This is a genomic window from Streptomyces sp. NPDC058678, from assembly GCF_042714835.1.
Classification (GTDB): domain Bacteria; phylum Actinomycetota; class Actinomycetes; order Streptomycetales; family Streptomycetaceae; genus Streptomyces.
In genome coordinates, this window is sequence record NZ_JBHXSG010000061.1 from 1 (window position 1) to 13,532 (window position 13,532).

18 protein-coding genes are annotated in these 13,532 nt (G+C 70.3%); 10 read left to right on the top strand and 8 right to left on the bottom strand.

Annotation, left to right across the window (positions count from 1 at the left end; genetic code table 11):
• Window positions 1–898 precede the first annotated feature (898 nt).
• From ACFWWR_RS37915 to ACFWWR_RS37935, 5 genes are all read left to right on the top strand, one after another.
• Window positions 899–1,516, top strand: coding sequence for a replication/maintenance protein RepL (locus ACFWWR_RS37915; RefSeq protein WP_384168992.1), 618 nt, complete (start codon window positions 899–901; stop codon window positions 1,514–1,516).
• Window positions 1,510–1,905 (top strand): hypothetical protein, encoded by a 396-nt coding sequence (locus ACFWWR_RS37920; RefSeq protein WP_384168995.1) that lies wholly within the window; start codon window positions 1,510–1,512, stop codon window positions 1,903–1,905. Before ACFWWR_RS37915 ends, ACFWWR_RS37920 begins: the two co-directional genes overlap by 7 nt.
• Before the next feature lie 242 nt (window positions 1,906–2,147).
• Window positions 2,148–2,630 (top strand): hypothetical protein, encoded by a 483-nt coding sequence (locus ACFWWR_RS37925; RefSeq protein ID WP_384168998.1) that lies wholly within the window; start codon window positions 2,148–2,150, stop codon window positions 2,628–2,630.
• A 110-nt stretch (window positions 2,631–2,740) separates the two neighbouring features.
• Window positions 2,741–3,088 carry a hypothetical protein gene (locus tag ACFWWR_RS37930; protein ID WP_384169001.1) on the top strand — a complete coding sequence of 116 codons (348 nt, stop codon included), beginning with the start codon at window positions 2,741–2,743 and terminating at the stop codon, window positions 3,086–3,088.
• 46 nt (window positions 3,089–3,134) lie between these two features.
• The gene (locus tag ACFWWR_RS37935) at window positions 3,135–3,509 is read left to right on the top strand and encodes a hypothetical protein (RefSeq protein WP_384169004.1); all 375 of its coding nucleotides are present in this window, start codon (window positions 3,135–3,137) and stop codon (window positions 3,507–3,509) included.
• Between the two features lie 235 nt (window positions 3,510–3,744).
• On the opposite strand, the gene ACFWWR_RS37940 is transcribed toward ACFWWR_RS37935, so the two are convergent.
• Window positions 3,745–4,002, bottom strand: a complete 258-nt coding sequence (locus ACFWWR_RS37940) for a hypothetical protein (RefSeq protein WP_384308238.1) — start codon at window positions 4,000–4,002, stop codon at window positions 3,745–3,747.
• Window positions 3,992–4,222, bottom strand: coding sequence for a hypothetical protein (locus ACFWWR_RS37945; RefSeq protein WP_384169010.1), 231 nt, complete (start codon window positions 4,220–4,222; stop codon window positions 3,992–3,994). The genes ACFWWR_RS37940 and ACFWWR_RS37945 overlap by 11 nt, the downstream gene beginning before the upstream one ends.
• Before the next feature lie 225 nt (window positions 4,223–4,447).
• Between ACFWWR_RS37945 and ACFWWR_RS37950 the strand changes: the two genes are divergently transcribed.
• A complete protein-coding gene (locus tag ACFWWR_RS37950; RefSeq protein ID WP_384169013.1) occupies window positions 4,448–4,864 on the top strand; it encodes a hypothetical protein in 417 nt (138 codons plus the stop codon).
• Window positions 4,865–5,171: 307 nt separating this feature from the next.
• On the opposite strand, the gene ACFWWR_RS37955 is transcribed toward ACFWWR_RS37950, so the two are convergent.
• The 3 genes from ACFWWR_RS37955 to tpg (ACFWWR_RS37965) all read right to left on the bottom strand — a co-directional run bounded on the left by ACFWWR_RS37955 (window position 5,172) and on the right by tpg (ACFWWR_RS37965) (window position 6,925).
• Window positions 5,172–5,438: a hypothetical protein gene (locus ACFWWR_RS37955; protein WP_384169016.1), complete on the bottom strand. Its 267-nt coding sequence runs from the start codon at window positions 5,436–5,438 to the stop codon at window positions 5,172–5,174.
• On the bottom strand, window positions 5,435–6,226 hold the full coding sequence (locus ACFWWR_RS37960; RefSeq protein WP_384169019.1) for a hypothetical protein: 792 nt from the start codon (window positions 6,224–6,226) through the stop codon (window positions 5,435–5,437). The genes ACFWWR_RS37955 and ACFWWR_RS37960 overlap by 4 nt, the downstream gene beginning before the upstream one ends.
• A 102-nt stretch (window positions 6,227–6,328) precedes the next feature.
• On the bottom strand, window positions 6,329–6,925 hold the full coding sequence (gene tpg / locus ACFWWR_RS37965; RefSeq protein ID WP_384169022.1) for a telomere-protecting terminal protein Tpg: 597 nt from the start codon (window positions 6,923–6,925) through the stop codon (window positions 6,329–6,331).
• A gap of 158 nt (window positions 6,926–7,083) precedes the next feature.
• Here tpg (ACFWWR_RS37965) and ACFWWR_RS37970 point away from each other — a divergent pair, with 158 nt between their 5' ends.
• From ACFWWR_RS37970 to ACFWWR_RS37980, 3 genes are all read left to right on the top strand, one after another.
• Window positions 7,084–7,563, top strand: a complete 480-nt coding sequence (locus ACFWWR_RS37970) for a hypothetical protein (RefSeq protein ID WP_384169025.1) — start codon at window positions 7,084–7,086, stop codon at window positions 7,561–7,563.
• Between the two features lie 89 nt (window positions 7,564–7,652).
• Complete coding sequence (locus tag ACFWWR_RS37975) at window positions 7,653–8,144, top strand: hypothetical protein (protein WP_384169027.1); 492 nt, start codon at window positions 7,653–7,655, stop codon at window positions 8,142–8,144.
• A 449-nt stretch (window positions 8,145–8,593) separates the two neighbouring features.
• Window positions 8,594–9,193 carry a hypothetical protein gene (locus ACFWWR_RS37980; RefSeq protein WP_384169030.1) on the top strand — a complete coding sequence of 200 codons (600 nt, stop codon included), beginning with the start codon at window positions 8,594–8,596 and terminating at the stop codon, window positions 9,191–9,193.
• Window positions 9,194–9,262: 69 nt separating this feature from the next.
• Here ACFWWR_RS37980 and ACFWWR_RS37985 read toward each other — a convergent pair whose 3' ends face one another.
• From ACFWWR_RS37985 to tap, 3 genes are all read right to left on the bottom strand, one after another.
• Complete coding sequence (locus ACFWWR_RS37985; RefSeq protein ID WP_319770710.1) at window positions 9,263–9,418, bottom strand: hypothetical protein; 156 nt, start codon at window positions 9,416–9,418, stop codon at window positions 9,263–9,265.
• 565 nt (window positions 9,419–9,983) lie between these two features.
• On the bottom strand, window positions 9,984–10,541 hold the full coding sequence (gene tpg, locus ACFWWR_RS37990) for a telomere-protecting terminal protein Tpg (protein WP_384169033.1): 558 nt from the start codon (window positions 10,539–10,541) through the stop codon (window positions 9,984–9,986).
• Window positions 10,542–10,544: 3 nt separating this feature from the next.
• Window positions 10,545–12,779 (bottom strand): telomere-associated protein Tap, encoded by a 2,235-nt coding sequence (tap, locus tag ACFWWR_RS37995; RefSeq protein ID WP_384169036.1) that lies wholly within the window; start codon window positions 12,777–12,779, stop codon window positions 10,545–10,547.
• Window positions 12,780–13,067: 288 nt separating this feature from the next.
• Here tap and ACFWWR_RS38000 point away from each other — a divergent pair, with 288 nt between their 5' ends.
• Window positions 13,068–13,508, top strand: a complete 441-nt coding sequence (locus ACFWWR_RS38000) for a hypothetical protein (RefSeq protein ID WP_384169039.1) — start codon at window positions 13,068–13,070, stop codon at window positions 13,506–13,508.
• The last annotated feature ends 24 nt before the right edge of the window (window positions 13,509–13,532 follow it).

The following is a 13,532-nucleotide window of genomic DNA, read 5'->3' on the forward strand; positions in this document are numbered from 1 at the left end:
GCGCTCCAGCCACTCACGACGACCCGTCAACTCCCAGTGCGGGCAAGGCGTGCCACGCTCCGCGCGGCCCACCCACGGGGCTCACGCCACAAGCAACAGCAAGAGGAGGGGTGGTGACGGGCAGTCGGGAGAGTGAGGAGTCGAACAGAGGTCGGGGAGGGTGGGGATGGGACGACCGGGCGTGTGCTTCAAAGATGGAGGCTAGATTGAGACTGGAATGGTGCTGCACCACCTCCGACCAGGTAAAAGGGCCAGCCGAATGGTTCGGATATACAGTGGGTGATGAATGGAGAAAAGGGCGCGCTATTGATGGATGGCAGCCTCGGAATGCGGGTGAGGAAAACGGTGGGAAATGTGGACGGGTGCGGTCGCGGGTGATTAGCAGAAATGGGCCGGGTGGCGTTCGGGTGCGGGTGGTGATGAGAGATGCGCATGGCGGGGTATTGCCGATCGGAGCCGTCGGTAGCGGGGGGACCTGCGAGACCCCGGCAGATCGTGCCGCACCTCGCGCGCGCGTGCGCGTCTTACTGATAAAAGGGCACCACGCTGAAAGCCGTTCTGACCTGCGGTTTTGCGAGAGGCTATGTGTCAGGGCTAACACATCGACCTGCGGTTTTGTGCCTCCTCCGACACAGCCGCAGCGCATTTGGCCCCGGAAAGAGGTACAAAATGTGTTTGGCCTGGTCAGGCCCGGATTCGGCCGTCAGGCCGTGGAGGGCGGTGTGTCGGCGTCGACACCAGGGGGCCACGCCGACAGGGACAAAGGTCCCTCTGCACGGGGACAATCTCGGCTAGGGTCCTGGGCACCACACGAGATCGAGCAGCAGGAGCCAGAGTGCCCGGGGACGCGAGTCGCTCCACCAACAGGGGCCGGCGGTCGACGGACCGCGGTGAGCCCGTGACGTCGCCGCTGGCGGACAGCTTCGCCCAGGCGCTGGACCGTACGCCGCCGAAGCCTGGCCGGCCCGTGCGGTCCGCGAACGTCGAGTACACGTACCGGGCTCCCCACGACGCGTGGGGGCGCAGCGGGTACAGCATGGTCAGCAATGCCTTCCTCGCCGACGTCCTGGCCGTGCTGATCGCCCGGTACGGGATGTCGCCCGTGCAGTCGGCGGTCCTGCTGTTCTGCATGGGCCGCCAGGTCGAAGGCCGCCTGAAGATCACCCACATCAAGGTTGCCCGGCACCTCGGAGTTGAGCGCGCGAACGTCACCCGGGCGCTGGGCAGCCTGGAGAACTGGCACATGCTCCAGCGCCGCGCCAACTCGGTGATCGTGGTCAACCCGCTGATCTGCTTCAAGGGCAACGGCGACCTCCAGCAGGAGGCCCTGGAGCAGCTGCGGCGGGACACCAGGGCCGCGCTGAAGAAGCACTTCCCGGAGATGCGGGAAGATGTAGTGGCGCTGGAGAAGGCGGCGAGCGAGAGCTTCCCGGAGTTCACAGCCCCGGCCGCGCCGGCGCCGCGCACGCGGCAGCTGGCGTTCGGCGACAACGACGTGGAGGCAGAGGCATGCTGATCCAAGCTCACCTCGGGTTCGCGCAGCTGCACCGCCTGGAGCTCTCCAAGGCCGACTACGACCTGCTGAGCGCGATGATGGAGGTCCAGCGCCCCGGCGGCGAGGTGAACGCCTCACAGGCCGAACTGAGGGCGCGCGTGGGGCTCAGCAAGAACCGCACGTCCATCGCGATGAACCACCTGGTGGAGCGGAACGTCGTCCTGCGGCCTGAGGGCCGCTACCGCAGCTACTTCATCCACCCGTACTTCGCCGGGTACGCCTCCCAGGAGGAGATGGAGGACGCGCTGCGCGAGGCGACCGAGGCCATCAAGACCGGCGCCCTGGCCCCTCCGGCGCTCCCCGCCCCGCAGCGGCATCTGTCCGCCGTGCCCACACGTCGCAGCGCTTGACCGGCCGCCCGGCCGCCCGCCCGGCCGGGTGACACGACATCAGCGGCGCCGCACCCCTGTGAGAGGGGCGCGGCGCCGCTTTCGTGTGCGGGCCGCGTGTGTCAGATCCGGACGCACGGTTCCCACAGGCGGGAAACGCGCAGGTCACAGGCGCGAGAAAAGAATCATGAGCGGCCTCCTTCCCTGCGCTGTATGGATTCCAATACAGTATGGGAATCCATACAGCTCCGGGAGGATCCGCCGTGTTACCCACCCTCGTCACCGCCGCCCTCGCCATCGTCGCCACGCTGCTGGGCGCGATCGTCAGCGGCCGCTTCCAGGAGCGCGCCGCCGAACGCGGCGTCCGCGCCAGCCACGGCGAGGCGATCCGCCGTGACCGCCTGGAGGCCGTCACCTCCCTCGCCTGTGCCATCAGCGATCACCGCCGGGCGATGTGGATGCGCGGCGACGCCGTCCTCAAGCAGGCGGGCACCGAGCGGATCGAGGCCCTGCGCGGCGAGAGCCACATGACCCGGTCCGCCATCACCCGCCCGCTGGTCGCACTGCGAGTGCTCATCGAGGACCAGGCGGTGCGCGCCGCGGCTGACGAGATGGTCACCCTGACCTACGCGATGCGTGACGCGTACGCCACCGGCGAGCAGCTGACCGCCGCCCGCGAGGCCGCGAAGGTCGCCCACGACCAGTTCGTCGACGCCGCCGCCGGCTACCTCGCCCGGACCGCCTGACCACGCCGCACCCGCGTGCTCGGGGCCGTCGACTCGGAATGTCATCGCTCTCCGGCGGCCCCGGTCACCACAGCCTCTCCCTCGCATCCACGCACCAGATCGGAGTCCCCATGGAGCAGCAGTCGAAGGCCCTCGTCCGGATCAGCAGTGTCGAGACGTCGGCCGAACGGTCCGCCGGCACTTCCGGCGGCGAGGACCTGGCCGTGCTCGCCCCGGCCGCGGCCGCCGCGCTCAACCTGCTCGCCGACGCAGTCCGGCGCGGCGGTGCCGACCACGACGACATCGTCCAGGCCCTCAAGGCCGCCCGCGTCCACGAGGCGTTCGCCAGCGTCTTCGACGCCGCCTCCGAGCGCGTCATGGATGCCGTCGACGACCCGTACGACTTCGACGAGCGGCTCCACGCCGACAACCTCGCCGGGGCCGCGGGCGACGTCCGGCGCGCCTTCGACTGGCTCTAGACCCCGCCCCGCACCCGTCCCCGCCCGCCCTTGGGAAGGCCCACCGATGACCACCGAGCACACCGACCCCGTCCCCGACCTCACGATCCCGCTCGCCGTCGCCGACGCCCAGGCGCTGGGTGACGACCTCGGGCTGCTCTCCACGCAGCTCGGTGTCGCACTGCGCTGCCTCGCGCAGCTGCGCGCCGACGGAGCAAGCACTGAACACCTGGAGAGGGCCATCGTGGTCGTCACCGGCCTGATTGAGCGGCTGGAGGGCGTCCGGGACGCCGCAGTGCGCCAGCACGCCGCGCAGGGCGGCTCGTACGGCGCGCTGGCGAGCTCCATGGGCGTCACCCGGGCCACCGCGCAGTACCGCCGCGACGCCCTGGTGAAGAAGGACCCGAGCGCGATGGAGAAGTGGGCCACCGGCAGCAGCTGATCCCTTGCGGCGGCGCCGTGCAGCAGACCGACGACAGGTCGCTGCACGGCGCCGCCGCGTTGCAGCACGTGACCTGCTGCACGGGCAGCACCCGTGTGCCGCCTGGGCGCCGGCCTCGCAGGCCACCACCGTGCAGCCGCCGCCCACCGCCCTCGCGCTGCACCGTGCAGCGGGATGCAGCAGCGCCCCGGACCACTTGGTGGTCCGGGGCGCTGCATGGGTGCTCGGGAGGCTCCTACGCCTCAACGTACGCGACGATGGTGATCTGCCGAAGGGCCGTGACGTAGTAGATGACGCGGACCCCGTCGACGTCGTCGACGTAGTCGCGCAGCAGGGTGTCGGGCACCGGGGTGCCCAGCTCGGGGTTGACGCTGATCGCGACGATCGCGCGGTCCAGGCGGTGCGTCTCGCTCGCCGTGAGCTTCGCCAGCTGGCTCAGCGCGGGCTCCACCAGGACGACCTGGGACCGGCGGCGTGCGTGCTCAGGCGACACGGGGCTGCTCACCGGCAAGGCGCTCCAGGTGGGCGTCGCGGGCGTCCTCCCACAGCACGCCCGTCTCCGGGGACGGGTAGCCGTGGGCGGCGATGTCCTCCAGCACCGAGGCGAGGACGTCGACCTTCGCGCGCTGGTCGGCCGCGTACGCGCGGGCGGAAGCGGCGGCGTGCTCATCGAGGGGCTGGCGGTCGGGCACGAGGGCCGGCTGCTCGCTCATCCAGGGCTCCTGGGATGTCATCTGGCGTGTGTCACCACGGTATCGCCGGGGCGGGGCGCTCCGGGACGGTACGGGCGAAACCCACCCGATGACACAGATGACACAGCTGAACAGTGACACAGAAGGTCACGACGACCTGGGGAAACGGGGGGTTGATGACACAGGTCGGACTGTTCACGGCTGACTGTTCAGGCGCCGGGACACGGCCGGGAGCACGCTGGAGGTATGCGTACCAAGGACGTCCAGGTGGGGCAGACGTACCGCTGCGAGGTGCCGTTCGCGTTGCCGTACCGGCGGTACCGGCCGGAGACCATGGGCGACTCCTGGTGGCCGCTGAGCTGGCTGCGCGGCACGTACTTCCCGCTGTCCGTCACGGACGTCGACACCGAGGCCCGTACCGCCCAGGGCCTGCGGATGGGCTCCACCACCCGCGTCACGGTGGAGCTCACCGAGGACCAGGTCGAGGCCGCCGGCCTTCCGTCCGGCCACGGCTACCAGATCACCGGCATGCTGCTCGATGCCGAGGGCGAACCCGTGGAGCTCCCCCGGGTCGCCGCGCTCACCGTTCCGCTCCGATGGCTGCACCCCATGAACACGCCCGTCTCCGGCGGTCACCACGACGCCTCACTCCGGGGCTTCTGACCTGCCGGAGCATCGGTCGGACTTCGGTGACACGACTACGGTCCGTACTACTCACACGTGTGCGCGAGGCCAAATCTTGCGTGTCACGCTCCTCCTGCGAATCCCCGTGAGCCCTCTGGAGGGCCCTACGGCTCCAAGAAACGGACATACGGGGAGTTATTCGAGGCGGCGTGACACTTTTTCCGAGGGAGCGTGACAGCTGGTGTCACGCTCACGCTCCGTAAATGCGGCACCGCCGGGGAGCGCGTGATGGCCCTTCCGTCTCCAATCCAGCTGCCTCACAGGGGAGCTGAACTGGAGACGGTGATCAGGGCAGGGGCGGCGGCCAGACGTGCGGGCCGGTGCACTGCCCGCAGGTGGCGCAGCCGGCGCACTCCATGCAGAACTGCTTCGGGACGCGCGGGCACGAGCAGATCGGGTTGTGGTCGGGGTCGTCGTCGCCCTCGAACCAGGGCTCCCCGAGCGGCGGCGTGTAGTCGACGTGGACCTGGCCGTCGGCCGTCAGCTCTTCGTACCGGGTGCCGCAGCCCGTCGACTGCACCCATGTGGCGACCACGGGGCCGTCGGCGCTCACCGGCTGCTCCGGCCGCGGGCCTCGATCCACGCGGCGAGCGCGAGGACGGCGTCCGGGTCGGCCTGCGCCAGGCGCACCGCGTGGCCCGCGTCGAAGCCCTCCACCGTCCCGGCCCGCGCCATGGCCCGCAGCAGCGCGCTGTGCGCCCGCACCGACGCGGGGACAGCGTCCGGGTCCCGGGGAGGCGCCATGCCGTGGCCCTCCAAGATGAGGGACATCTCGTGGAACTCGCCGTACTCGTTCAGGTAGTCCAGGGCATGGCGGTCCTCGGGCTCGTGCAGCACGAGCGGACCTTCGGCGCCGTAATGCGTGCCGGTCGTACCGAGCAGGCCGGCCTTCTCCAGGGCCATCAGCAGGTGGGCACGCTCGGGCAGCCCGTTGGAGTGCAGCCACTCCTGGCGCTCCTGCTCCAGCTCCAGCTCCAGGTCCCGCAGTTCGTCTTCGGCGGCCGCCGCGGCTTCGGCAGCGAGCTCGTCCTGGACGACGGCGTCGGACTCCGGGTCGTACGTCCCGCCGGTGGTGGCGAGCAGCTGCGCGATGCGCTCCCACTCCCCGACTTCGGCGGGGCCGCGTTCGTCGCCGGCCAGGTCCTCGCGGTCGCGGTCGAGGTGCTGCTGCAACCGGGCGTCCTCGAGGGCGGCCGCGGCCTCGGTGGCGGTCATGCCGTTGGCGCGTCGGCGGACCGAGCTGCGGCCGACCTTCGCCCGGTCGACGGGCTGGCGGGGTGCGGCCGCGCCGGGCGTGGGGACGCGGGGACGGCGGCGGGACGGGGAAACAGGGGTGTTCACGCGGGCCTCTCCATGGTCACGGGAAAAGGACGGGGTATTGGTACGCCGCGCACGGGCGCGGTGTTCACAGACAGGTTTATCGCAGGCGTGAATTCCGTGGGGCTAAAACGCGATGTTGAGCCACTCCACGTCTGCGAATTTCACCTCCAGGCCCGCCCGGCCGCCACCGCCCTGACGGAAATAGGCGTCCGCGATGGCGTCCGCGAGCAGGTCGTGCAGATCATCGTCCGTCGCACCTGCCTCCCGTGCGGCCAGGATGGCCCTCGCGTGGGAGAGCGATACGGCGACGCTGATGTCCCGCACCCGGCCCGCGTCCGATGTGCCCTCGGGGCCGAATCCGAAGTAGGCCCGGCACGAGATGACGAGCCCGCCCGAGCTGGCCGCGTGCTGCCTCGCCTGTGTCTTGACCTGCGGTTGCCACTCCGACTCCGTCTCTTGAGTCAGGGCCTCCTGGAGGCGCTTGGTCGGCTTGGTGGAGGCACCCGAGAGGTAGCGCTGCACCGTCTTGCGGGAGACGCCCAGGCGCTCCGCCAGGCTCTTGGTGGAGCCCTTCTCCCGCTTGCGAAGGAATTTCATCTGGGCTCGCGGCGATTTCGGCGCGGGACGGGTGAACAGGGCGCGCTCCGCGCGGGCGAAGCCGTCCATGATCTTGGCGCGCGTCCGGGCCGCCTGCTCTGCCTTCTTCTCTGCGTCGGTCATGGAGGCAGTCCATAGCTGCGGGCCTGTGGACAGAGGCCGACGACGACGGGCCACTCCTGCAGCTGATCTGCACTCCTGCGGGTGACGCGCCCTGGTGGGCGCCGGTGCCGGGCCGCTACGTTCCCCGGGACCTGTTGATCGAGGGGGAGGGCCAAGGGATGAGCGAGCGCGGCGCGTTACGGGGTCTGCGGGTCTTGATGTGGGTGGTGATCGCCATCGAGGTGCCGGTGTACCTGGTGTGGCTGGTCCAGGTCGGCTACCTGACCGGGCAGGAGCTGTCCCGCGGTGACGTTGCGCGGTGGGCGCCGCCCGTGCTGCTGCCGCCGGCGGCCGTGCTGTTCTGCGTGATGGCGGGCTGGACGTGGTGGATGAGCGTGGTGGCCGGCACTCGTTCGTCGCTGCGGGAGCGGTGGATCGTCGCGTCGCTGGTGTTCGTCGCTGGCTTCTCGGTGTTCTGCGGGGTGGCCTCGGTCGACGACCCGTCGGTGTCGGTGGGCCTGCTGAGCGCTGCCGTGACCGGGCTCGGCATGATCGGGCTGTTCTTCATCCCGGCCGCCGCCTCCCGCCAGCTGCCGGACGTCATCCGCCGGCGCTCCCGCCGAACGGCAGCCGCCCCGGGTGAGGCGGACCCGCAGTAGCCCGGCCGTCCCGCCCGGCCTGGTCGGTCCGATTGCCCGGGGCGCCGCGGGGCGGGCATGCTGCGCGTTCCGGAGATGAAGGGGTGAGCGTGTCCGAAGACGACGACGCGACTGCGGCGGAAGTGTCGCTCAGGAAGGCCGTGGAGCAGCTGAGCGGCGACGGGGCGGGCGATGATGCCCAGGCCGCCCAGGAGGCCGTACAGGCGCTCCACGACGGCTCTGGGCAGGAGTGGACGCCCGAGCAGGAGAGGCAGATCCGGGCCATGGTGGAGCAGATCCGCAAGGTGCGGGATCTGAACCGGCCGGGCGGGGGCTGGTGGCGTCGGCGCCGGGAGTGGCGGGCCCGGGAACGCCTGGTCGACCTGATGATGGACGGCGGCCCGGAGCTGCTGAACGAGGCGGAACTGCGGCACTGGAAGAGCCACGCGATGGTGGAGCTGCTGCTGGAGTTCTCCGGCAGCGCGATGAAGAAGGACGACACGGTGGAGGCGCTCGCCCGGATGGAGACGCTGAACGCCGCGACGTACGAGGACTTGCAGCAGGCCCGGCAGAAGCTGGCCGAACGGAAGGCCGCCGGCTGATTCAGCGGCATATGAAGGGCCCCGAACCGGCGCGCGGTTCGGGGCCCACCTGTGTACGGCGCAAGCTACGGAGTCGAGAGCCAGTCCTGCCCGGGAATTTGGTCGGTGGCTGCAACAATGCACGCAGAGGCAGCGGATGCTGGTTGTGGGCCGGTCGTGCCTGCCTGTCGCCTGGCCATAGCCGGGTTGGACCTTGCGAGGTTCCATGTCCCTCAGCGAGTTCGTCGAGGTGTACTGCACCACCGGACAGCTGATCACCGTCATCCTCACCTTCCTCAACGGCCGCCGCGGTGGTGGTGACAGCTGAGACTGAACGCTTCCCGCTCCGTGCCGGTCGGCACCGAGCGGGAAGCACGACCCGTTCCGGATCGGCAACGGAAGCGTGCGGGTTGTGCGTCAGGTGGGCAACGGGCCGGACGCCGAAGCTGGCGCCCGTCCAGCCTGCGGCAATGGACAAGTTGATCGAGTTGGCCAGCACCCTCGCATCGGGGGCGTTCATCGCCGTCCTCGCGACGTGGCTGAACAACCGCTCCCGCAACCGCCAGGAGCAGCAGGCCGAGATCGGTGCCCTGCGGGTGCAGGCCGACGCGATGACGGTGGCGGTGATGGAACTGCAGGGCACAGCTGCCGCCAATCGGCTGCTGTGGGAGGGGCCGGCCGAGCGGGGCCGGACGTTCCTGTTGACGCTGCTCGCCTTCGCGGGCGGCGCCGCCCGGGCCCGCATCGCCGGCGGCACGGATGTGCAGAGCGGGCTGGTGGGCTTCGGGCAGGCAGCTGAGCTGCTGAGCCGGGAACGGGTGGCCAGCAAGCAGACCGTGGCCGCCGTGCGTGAGCCGCTCGCTCGAGCCGCTACCGCCGCCGCTCCGCTGATGCGCTGCTCCGACCCGGCCATCGTCACTGCCACCGAGCAGCTGCTGAACGCCCTGGCAGACGTGGAGAACACCGTGCGCCTGGAGGCAGCTCTGGAAGCGTTCGGGCAGGCTGTCCGCGCGGCCACCGCACCGCGCCCGTCCTGGTGGGCCCGGCGGCGCGGCGTCCCGGCGGGATGACGGCTGGCCCCTGGCTGCCCACGGTGCCGAGGCTGCGGGCCCGCAGGTGAGTGCGGGCCCGCAGCGTAGTCAGCGGCGGGTCTCCCACCACAGGATCAGCAGCGTCACGGCGCCACTGCCCAGCTTGTAGGCGACGCCCTGCAGGAAGTGATGGTGGACACCGTGTCCACGGCTCCCGCTCCATTTCCGCAGGTGAATGCGGATGGACGCCCGCCATCTGTCCACGGCACGTGGATGTTTGTCTCGTGAATTCACGCTAAGCTCCGTACTGGTGTTAGTTGCGTTTCGTTGCGTTGCAGCACCACGCAAGGAGCCCTCCCAACTCAGTGGCCTGGAAACCCGTTGGGAAGCAGGGCTCCTTTCGCGTTCTCGGAGTCTATCGACGGGTGATCGTGACGTTGTAACTCACGGCCCGAGCACAGCGCTTGACGACGTTTCCGATCTACAGTCTGGCTACACCCTGACTACGCTGTAGGCCCCAAAACCGCAGGTCAGAATCTACGTGATGTGATGCCCATCACTCTTTTCGGCAAGCACATCGCTTAAACCCGTTAAACCAACTCCTCGAAGCGGAATCACTGTCGCACGCGTGTTCATCCCGCTGTTCCTGTTCCGGCCAGTGAGGTTCGGTGAGGGGAAGTGAGTCTGGCCGAGGGAAAGTGAGTCTGGCCGAGGCGTAACGGGCTTGAACTCGTCCTTCGTCCGGGCCACCTGGTCCTCGCGGGAATGCATCAACGCCTCGCCCCCGGCAGCTTCAATGCCGTGGACGAGGCGTCTGCGCTGATTGCGCCTACAGCACGATCCGGATGTGCTCCACGTCGGTGAACTCCACGTCCAGGCCGGCCGCCCGGGTGTTGTTGCGCCGGAAGTACATCTGCGCGAGGCCGTCGGCCGCGATCTGGTGGAGCTGCTGCTCGTTGGCTCCCTGCTCCCGGGCGGTGAACAGGCGGTCGGCCCACTGGGGCGGCAGGGCCTGGGTGATGTCCCGTACGCGGGCGTCGTCGGTCGTTCCCCCGGCGGCTTCGAATCCGAACCGGGCGCGGGTGGAGACGACCAGCCCGCCCGTGGACGCCGCCTTCTTCCGCGCCTTCGCGCGGATCTGCGGCTGCCAGCGCTTCTTGACCTCGCGCTCCAGGCGGCCGCGGAGGTCCTGGCGGGGCCGCTTGAGCTTGCCCGAGACGTACCGCTCCACCGTGCGCTGGGAGATCCCGAGCGCCTGGGCGGCGGCCTTGGTGCCCTTGAGCTGCTTGACCAGGTACTTCATCTGCGCCTGGGCGCTCTGGGGGATGCGGCGTGTGAACGCCCCCTCCAGTGCGTGGTCCAGGCTCTCCCCGAGCGAGTCGACCATGGGTTACTCCCCTTCTCCGGCGCTCTGGTCGGTCTTGATGAGGTTGGAGATGTTGAAGACGCCGCCGCGTTCCTCGAACTGCGATTCCGCCCACAGGACGGTCTGGGTGCCCTGGTGCTTGACCATCCCGGGCGAGACGCCGAGCCGGAACGTGCCGGGGGCGGGCTTGCCTTCGTCGGTGAGCGGCAGGATGTCCAGCGGGGACGGGCCGGGCGAGGGGTAGACGATCGCGTCGGTGCCGATAGAGGTCGGGTACAGGTCGGCGGCGGCCGCCGTCTTCATCAGCTTGCGGTGCAGGCCCACGCGCTGGTTGGCCAGCACGGCGGCCCGGATGTCGGGGCGCCACGTCTCCCGCTTCAGCGCCGGGTACTCCTCGTAGTACGGGACCTGGCCCCGGCTGCGCTGGCGCAGCTTGCCGATGCCGCCCTTCGCGGTCGCCTTGATCGCGGTCTCCAACAGCGCCATCGTCGGGTCGACCTGCTTGCGCCGCGCCATCGCCTCCAGGAACTCACTCCCCCCGAGGTCGGTGGTGACGCCCATGTCGGCCATCGTCTCCACGTACGCGTCGCGCAGCCGCTTGTACCAGGAGTCCAGGTAGCGGCCGGTCTGGGTGCGCACGTACGCCTCGATCGGCGCGACGTCGAAGCCGAGCTCCACCGCGTAGGCGACGGTGGGCGTGGCGTACCAGGCCGGGCCCTCGGGCCGGTCGCCCTTCGGCGTGAACGGGCTGGGAAGCCGGTCGCCGTCGACGGTGCGGCCGTTGATGCGAACGCGGGACAGGTCGACGTGGCTGAGGTCGACCAGCCACGAGCCGGGCAGCGACGCGTCGAACTTCGGGTTGCCGGTCAGGTGGGTCGGCCCGTTCAGCCCGACGGTGAGTCCGTTCGCGGCCGCGGCGAACGACATGTTGATGTCGACCGCGATCAGGAACTGATTCGCGCACTCCTCATCGGTCAGCGGCCGGCACCAGTCGTAGGGCTCCTCCATCAGCATCTCTGCCGGGGTCCGCATGTGGTGCCGGGCGAACTTCCCCTCGAGGACCGGGTGTTCGTCGGGGACCTCGCACTCCACCACGTCGTACAGGGCGGTGAGCGCGTCGTCGTTGAAGGCCCGCTTGAACTCGCCGGTGGCCGGGTCCTTCTCCGCCCGGGTCGGCGGGCGCAGCGCGGTCATCAGCTCCAGGCCGGTGGTCGCCGTGCTGCCGCGCGGCGTCGTCACCCGCTCCGCGTACAAGCCGAGGTAGCGGGCGAGGTCGGCCGGGTGCATCGTCGGCAGCTGCGGGTCGTCCTTCTTGTCCCACTCCCTCGCGTCCAGCGCGTTCCACGGCAGGATGCACAGCTGAACGCAGCGGCGCTTTGAACCCTCCGGCTCGCGGAAGACACGGGCCCACGGCCCGAGGCCGCGCTGGGTGAGCTGGAGGCCGGCCTTGGCGATCTGCTTGACCACCTTGTGGCTGTCCGGCAGCCGGCTCGCGTGCCGCTCCTCCTCCGACAGGGCGGCGGGCAGGCCGTAGCGCTCCAGCGCGGACGCGGTGAGGACGAGGATCGGATCGGCGTCGCGACCGTTGCGGTGCAGCCGGGCCTGCCCGAGCCGGGCTTCGGCCAGCGTCCAGTCGACCAGCGCCGGGATCGACTTGGCGGGCACGTCCAGGACCAGGCCGCCGACGCAGTACGCCGACACCTGCCCGTCCTCACAGTCGATGACCGCGAGCGGGCCGTTCTCGAAGCGCGCGTCGACGACGGCCGCCGCCGTCGTCGTCGTCTTCTTCGCCACCGCCTTCTTCGCACCCGGGCGCCGCGACGACGCGGCGGGCCTGGCGGTGCTGCTCGCCCTCGGACGCGACGCCGCCTTGGCCGCCGGCGCTTCCGGCGCCGGAAGGTCAACCGGGACCTTCGGCGGGGGCACGTATCCCCCATCGCCGGTCTGCCCGATCGTCTCCGCGAAGTCCGGCATCGGCGGCGGCTTGTACGGGCCAGGAGTTGGGGCGGGGAACCGCACGGCGAGGCCCTCCAGGAGCCGGGCGTAGGCGGCGCGCTTCGGCGGCCGCGGCTCGGTCCGCCCGGCCTCCCAGTTCCCCACCGCCTCCCGACGGGCGTCCAGCGCCGTGGCGATCTGCGCCTGACTCAGTCCGGCGGCCTCACGCAGACGCTTGCGCTCCGCGGGGACCGGCAGATCGTCCTGCGCGACTTGCTCCAGCAGCGCATCAACGGCGCTGAACAGCTCGTTCTCAGTGGACACAGAGGTCACCTCCAATAGACAGCATACCCGATCGCGCGCTGATTCGCTCGCTCAATCGCGCATGGATCGCGCGCGTGATTGAAGTGCAACACGCGGGCGGGTAAGCGGCGCAACGGCTGTTCGCGCAGGTCAGGACTGAAACGCGGGGCGTTGCAGGCTTCTGTTGCACTGCGTGTTGCACGCTCGCCGACCCGGAGTGCCGAGCGCGGCATGGCGACGGCATAGAACCGGGGCCGCCGGCTGCCAGGCTGAGCAGGTCCGGCCCGCAAGGTAATGGGGAGCTCCACCGTGTCCGTCGCGTTCCGCATCAGGTGCTGCCTGTGCCGCAAGAACATCCCGCTCGCTGGGGACGTCATTGCCCTCGATGGCGAGTGGCAACGGCGTTACCCGGACATGCGCGGCACCCTCGCCTGCGAGCGGTGCGTCATCGACTACGGCTGGAACTGCTGCACCACCACCGAGGGCGGCTTCGTCGACGGGCACGTCGCCGCGCCCGACGGGGAAGTCGACGTCGACTCCTGGAGTCACCACCTCGAGCGCGGCACCCACCGCGCCCTGGTGCAGTGCCACCCCCGCTCCGGCCTCCTCCAGGGTGCCGAGGCGTACCTGCGCTGGCTCGCCGGGGACAAGTACACCCGGCCCGAGGTGGCCGCCCGCCTGGGCGAGGCCCTGGACGAGTTCGACGCCCAGCACAGCCGGACCGGCGCCCCGCAGTCGGCCACCGGCTGAGACCGCGGCTCCGGTCACGCGCCC